This is a genomic window from Fulvivirga sp. (assembly GCF_040220315.1).
In the GTDB taxonomy this organism is placed as follows: domain Bacteria; phylum Bacteroidota; class Bacteroidia; order Cytophagales; family Cyclobacteriaceae; genus Fulvivirga.
The window spans coordinates 1-5,544 of the sequence record NZ_JAVJUY010000267.1 but is presented as its reverse complement, the minus strand read 5'-3'; the positions used below and the strand labels follow the sequence as shown (position 1 = coordinate 5,544).

Genomic DNA, 5,544 nt, shown 5'->3' with positions numbered 1-5,544 from the left:
TAAAAAAATTTGAGACCAGAATCTTTATCATGCGAAAGAACCATAACACAAGATCATTTGATAGTCCTGATTCACTCATAATGGAATTATTTAACCATAATATCAAAGGCTACTATTTGGAAGATTTGTCTTTCCACGATCAAGTTGCATTATTTAATCAGGTTGATCTTGTTATTGCTCCTCATGGGGCAGGTTTATCAAACATTCTCTTTTGCCATGAAAAAGTGAAAATCATTGAGTTAATGCCTGAGAATGATATTCGACTAACTTACTATAAGTTAGCATCAACACTTTGTCTCGATTATTCTTGCTGTAAGATAAAGGTCAATTTGAACAATCAATTCGAGGCTCAAAACATTATTGAAAATCTCCCTGCCTTGATGCAAACAAATCAATGAAGTCTATATTTCGTCTCCTGATCAGCATTTTGACAAATGAATTAGGGCTTATGAATAACATTAAGCTATTCATAGCCTGGAGAAAACATAAGGGGGAAACAAAACTATTTATTAATGAGCAACCATTATGGCTTAGGAATAACTCCAGTGATTTAGTGGTTTTTAAAGACATCTTCATCGACAAAGAATTTGATTTTCAGTACCAGTTAGAAGCAGGGATAATAATTGATGCTGGTGCAAATATTGGATTAGCCTCCATTTATTTGTCGTTAAAGTACCCTGAGAAGAAGATTTATGCCATTGAACCGGATAAGTCTAATTTTGAATTACTTGAAAAAAATTGTAAGGCTTACGCGAACATTGAAAAAATAAATGCTGCAATATCAAATTCGGATGGATTTAGTTATGTTGAATTAACCAATGACTATTGGGCTATACGTACATCAAAATCCGGAGATGAAGAAAGGAGGGTTAAGGCATTTACAATAAATGGATTGATAAAAGAATTCGATATTAAGAGGATTGCCTTACTGAAAGTAGATATTGAAGGAGGAGAGGCTGAATTGCTAGAAGAGAAGTCCAGTAATGAGTGGTTGAGCGTTACAACTAGTATTTTAATTGAGATTCATAACAATTTAATAGATGGGATTTCAAACTCATTTGTGGAGTTTTTGTCTGAAACAAACAGGGCATTTGAACTATATCCTACTAAAGAGAAATTCTTAATCATATTTAAATCGTGATAACTGTTTTAATGCCTGTATATAATGCAGAGAACTATGTCAGTGAGGCAATAGACAGCATTTTAAATCAAACCTACTCTGACTTTGAATTTCTGATCTTTGATGATGGGTCTACGGACCGTACACCAGATATTTTGAAATATTATTCTGATAAGGACTCGAGAGTTATTGTTGAAACATTAAATCATCAGGGTTATTCTCCATTATTAAATATTGGGATTAATAAAGCAAAAGGCTGTTATATCGCCAGAATGGATAGTGATGATGTGTCCTTACCTGATCGATTTTATAAGCAGGTGAGTTTTCTTGAAGGCCATCCTAAGCATGTCGCTGTAGGTTGTCAGGCCGTTCGCATAGATCCAGATGGTGATCCTCTTGGACCTATGGAATTTGCCATTGACCATGACGACATTGATATGTCTCAGGTATACAATGCAAAGGGTCTTATCCTTCATCCAGGTTCAATGATTTGTCGTGATGCATTACTTGAAATAGGAGGGTACAGACCTGAATTTGAACCTGGTGAAGATTTTGATTTGTTCCTGAGATTAGCCGAAGTCGGCAAACTCGCTAATTTACCTGACACCTTAATTAAGTACAGGTCACATTTAAAGAATGTTACTGTTACTAAGAAGTTAAAACACCAAAATGTTAAACAGAAAGCTCTCGATGAAGCCTTTGAACGACGGAAAATTGCAGTTGATGTTCCGGAAATAAAACTTAATGATATTCCTATATCTGAATCAGAGAATCATTTCATTTGGATGCACACTGCCATCCATTCAGGCTATTACCGAACGGCTAAAAAGCATGCGTTACTTGGTCTGAGAAAAAGTGACAAAAGAAGAAGAGATTACTATAATTATTTTCAAGGTATTTTGGGCCCCATAACTTTTAGATTGAAAAAGTGGATGAGAAAATAATTCTTATAGCTGAAGAATATCCATCTCATTCCGGAGGAGTAGCCTATTTCTCTGATGTATTAGCAAAAAAATATACAAAGGAAGGTAGGTTGAAAGGTGTTATCAGTCTAAGTGAATACAAACCGGCTACCCGAAATTTCGCCATTGTTCACATTCAATTACCAAGCAGAAACTATGGAAAGTACCCATTTGATGATTTTTTGATTTTCAGAAAGCTCAATTCCCTGTTTTTAAGGGTATGGTGGAGAATATCAGGAAGTAGATGGAAGCCTGTTAAGAAAGCATTGAAGACATTGTTATATAACCCAAAGCAGGATATCCTTTTTTTTACTTACCACGTACATTATCCTGGTCTTTTTAAGAGGATACATAAAAGATTTCAGGGAAATCAATGGATTCTTTATCATGGGCTGGACCTGCTGGGGTTTAAAGACTATCCGAAACCGGTCATTGAAACCACGAGGATAGCTGAAAAAGTGATTTTTAATTCAAAGGCAACTCAAAGATTATTTCAAGATCTCGGCTTTTCCGCAAAATCAGCAGAAGTCATTCACCCTTTTCTTGACGTGGAGTATCTCCAATCTCTTGATCTTTTATCAAAAGAGAAATTAGAGACGAATCTGGGAATTGAATTTGGTGATAAGCTTTTAATTACTAGTATCTGCAGACTTATACGTCGTAAAGGGATACATTTTGCGATTGAGATTGTTGAACATTTGATAAATAAGGGGGTTAGAGTTGTCTATCTTATTGGAGGGAATGGTCCTGAATATGAGTCCTTAAAGTCTTTAGCAGAAGAGAAAAACTTAATAAATCACATTCACTTTCTGGGTTATGTAGATGATGTTATTAAGTACTCTATTTTTAGTGAAAGTGAAATTTTCTTAATGCCTAATTACGATGATGGAGGAGCTGATTTTGAAGGGTTTGGAATTTCGTTTTTAGAGGCAGATTACTATAATAATATGATAATTGGGGGCTCACATGGTGGTGCAGTTGAAGCTCTTGAATTTTGCAAGAATGCAAAATTCTTTCATTTCCCAGAAGAACTTAATCAAGCAATGGTATACTTAGATAAATTCAAATGATAAAGCTCATTCATTGGATTTCTAATAAAGTGATCTCATTTCTAAACTCGTCACTTACTCTCTTTAAACATCCAATCAATCTTGATGATCTAAGATTTTCAACACTCTCATTTTCCCAGTTTGGTGAAGATATTTTTATTTTTAAGGTACTTGAAAAGTCCAATGATAAAGGTATCTATATAGATATTGGCGCATTTCATCCAAAGTTATTTTCACTTACCTATCTTTTATATCTAAATGGATGGAGAGGTATTTCTATTGATGCTAACCCAAACAATATTGATAATCATAAAAAATATCGGCCAGCGGATCAGGCCATTCTTGCCGCTGTTGGTAAACAAAAGGGTAAAGCGCTGTTTGCAGAGTATTCTGATCCGGCAACAAACCGATTAATATTTTCTACAGAAGAAGATCAAAAAAGTGTTACAGGTTTAACAGCTGAAAAGATATCTGAGGTTGCAGTTGTTCCGCCAATGGATTTATTACAGGGGATTCCTGAAAAGGTTGATTTGTTAAGTATTGATTGTGAAGGATTGGATTTTAGCATATTAAAAGAAATAGACATTGAAAAGGTTGATCCTTATTTAATTGCTATCGAATCTCATGATGAAATTGAATCCAGAGAAGTTGAAGATTACCTACACGGATTTAATTACAAACTAGTTGGGCGTTTCTTCTTCACATATATATATCAGCGGGATAGGATTAAATAATGCTTTTTAATTCTTATACTTTCATAATTTTCTCAACGCTAATTGTTACTTTTTACTATAGCGTTGAAGGTTGGAGGATTAGAAAATTTATCCTCCTCATGGGTAGCTACCTTTTCTACGCGGCCTGGAACCCGCCTTTTGTCATTCTGCTTTGGATATCTACTTTAATTGACTGGAGCGCAGCCAGACAGATTTATCGATCTCACAACAATAGAAACAGGGTATTTTGGTTGGCGATTAGTTTGCTTACGAACCTGGGCCTATTGGCTTTTTTTAAATACGGAAATTTTGTCATTGACAACCTGAATATGATTTTCCCAATCAACTATCAGGTAGATCATTACAGCATCATACTGCCTGTTGGGATTTCGTTTTATACCTTTCAAACACTATCATATACCATTGATATTTACCGCGATCAGGCCAAACCCTGGCACAACTTTCTGGATTATGCCCTCTATGTTACCTTTTTTCCTCAACTCGTCGCAGGGCCAATTGTACGGTCACATGAGTTTCTGAATCAGTGCAAAAAACAAAAGTCGTTCACCTGGGATAATTTCGGGGAAGGTATTTTCTGGTTAATTACCGGACTTTTTTTGAAAACTGTGTTAGCCGATCACTTTCTGGCTCCGGTGAGTGAACAGGTCTATGTTACTTCAGGAAAGATTGACACACTATCTGCATGGATAGGAACCCTGGCTTTTTCGGGCCAGATCCTGTGTGATTTTAGTGGGTATTCGATCTGTGCGATTGGTATCGCCAGGATACTGGGATTTCATCTGCCCAAAAACTTCAGATTTCCCTATGCTGCTTCTGGCTTTTCAGATTTCTGGCGAAGGTGGCATATATCCCTTTCCACTTGGCTGAGGGATTATCTGTACATCCCATTGGGTGGAAGCAAAGAGGGGCAGCTACGAACCTACCAGAACCTGATGATGACCATGCTAATCGGTGGCTTATGGCACGGCGCCTCCTGGACCTTTGTGGTCTGGGGAGGATTACATGGAGTCTTCTTAACCATTGAAAGATTTGTAAGAATAATGATCCCCTCCCTGAGAATACCGGAATTTATTCGGATTATTGGAGTATTTTTCCTGGTATGCATCACCTGGGTCTTTTTTCGGGCGGTTTCCTTTGAGCAGGCCTGGTATCTCCTCAAAGCGATGTTTGGTGTTTCCCAGGATGAATCCATTCTTGGGATGAAAGAGGTTGGGATCACGTCAATGGTGATGTTGATCATTTTAGGATTCAATTACCTGTTTAGAAATATGGATCTTGAAGTGGTCTTACCACAGTTGAAATGGTGGAAAGTATCCATTACAATGACAGTGATGCTGTATATGATTTTCACCCTGACCGGAGAGGATCGTTCATTCATCTATTTTCAGTTTTAGTGCTATCTATGCTCACTGACTTTCCCCACTACTACGAGGAACCAGAGTTCATCCATAATCGGAAAGGCAATGCTGTTGAGTTAAGTCCGCTGAAGAAAAGTCCCTCTTTCTTGAGAGAGGGATTTTGGGTGAGTCAAAATCAAGTAAAACTTCTTATCTCAACAGCATTGAAGAAATATCGAGATGAAAGAACCTTTAAGATTATCCTAACAGCGGCATGAACAAGTGGCCATTGATCTTTTCTACCACACTGATTTCTCTGATTGCATTGCTTTCAGTCAACGA

General features: G+C 36.9%; 6 protein-coding genes. All 6 read left to right on the top strand.

Going from position 1 to position 5,544, the window contains the following annotated elements; translation table 11 throughout:
- On the top strand, positions 1–398 hold a 398-nt coding region (locus tag RLO81_RS13030; RefSeq protein ID WP_350112255.1), incomplete at its 5' end, for a glycosyltransferase family 61 protein.
- 50 nt (positions 399–448) lie between these two features.
- Positions 449–1,141, top strand: a complete 693-nt coding sequence (locus RLO81_RS13025; protein WP_350112252.1) for an FkbM family methyltransferase — start codon at positions 449–451, stop codon at positions 1,139–1,141.
- Positions 1,138–2,064 (top strand): glycosyltransferase family 2 protein, encoded by a 927-nt coding sequence (locus tag RLO81_RS13020; protein ID WP_350112249.1) that lies wholly within the window; start codon positions 1,138–1,140, stop codon positions 2,062–2,064. The genes RLO81_RS13025 and RLO81_RS13020 overlap by 4 nt, the downstream gene beginning before the upstream one ends.
- Positions 2,049–3,152, top strand: a complete 1,104-nt coding sequence (locus RLO81_RS13015) for a glycosyltransferase family 4 protein (RefSeq protein WP_350112246.1) — start codon at positions 2,049–2,051, stop codon at positions 3,150–3,152. Before RLO81_RS13020 ends, RLO81_RS13015 begins: the two co-directional genes overlap by 16 nt.
- Entirely contained in the window at positions 3,149–3,865 is a 717-nt protein-coding gene (locus tag RLO81_RS13010; protein ID WP_350112243.1) for an FkbM family methyltransferase, read from the top strand. Before RLO81_RS13015 ends, RLO81_RS13010 begins: the two co-directional genes overlap by 4 nt.
- A complete protein-coding gene (locus tag RLO81_RS13005) occupies positions 3,865–5,259 on the top strand; it encodes an MBOAT family O-acyltransferase (RefSeq protein WP_350112241.1) in 1,395 nt (464 codons plus the stop codon). Before RLO81_RS13010 ends, RLO81_RS13005 begins: the two co-directional genes overlap by 1 nt.
- Positions 5,260–5,544: the final 285 nt, after the last annotated feature.

Coding starts and splice junctions, on each gene's coding strand:
- RLO81_RS13025 (WP_350112252.1), top strand. CDS start 449: ATGAATAACATTAAGCTATTCATAGCCTGGAGAAAACATAAGGGGGAA.
- RLO81_RS13010 (WP_350112243.1), top strand. CDS start 3,149: ATGATAAAGCTCATTCATTGGATTTCTAATAAAGTGATCTCATTTCTA.
- RLO81_RS13005 (WP_350112241.1), top strand. CDS start 3,865: ATGCTTTTTAATTCTTATACTTTCATAATTTTCTCAACGCTAATTGTT.